The sequence below is a fragment of the Caballeronia sp. M23-90 genome (assembly GCF_053574605.1).
In genome coordinates this window covers 1-255 of the sequence record NZ_JBSIPA010001065.1, presented here as the reverse complement: position 1 = coordinate 255, position 255 = coordinate 1, and the positions used below count along the sequence as shown (strand labels likewise).

Genomic DNA, 255 nt, shown 5'->3' with positions numbered 1-255 from the left:
GACCACGTAGCGGCTAAAGATATCGAGGATCACGTACAGATGGAAGTACGTCCACTTGCCCGGACCCCGTAACTTGGTGATATCCCAGGACCACACTTCATTGGGCTGCACCGCTAACAGCTCCGGGCGGGTGTAGGACGGATGAGTCAATTGCCGGCGCCGTTCACGTACCTGGTCGGCGCCGGCGAGCAACCGGTACATGGTGCGTACCGAGCCAAGATAGATGCCCTCATCGAGCAGAGTGGCGTAGGTTTG

The 255-nt window shown here is 58.8% G+C and carries 1 pseudogene; it reads right to left on the bottom strand.

From position 1 onward, the window contains the following. A pseudogene (locus tag ACRXB1_RS37830) lies at nucleotides 1-255 on the bottom strand (hypothetical protein); the annotation flags it as partial.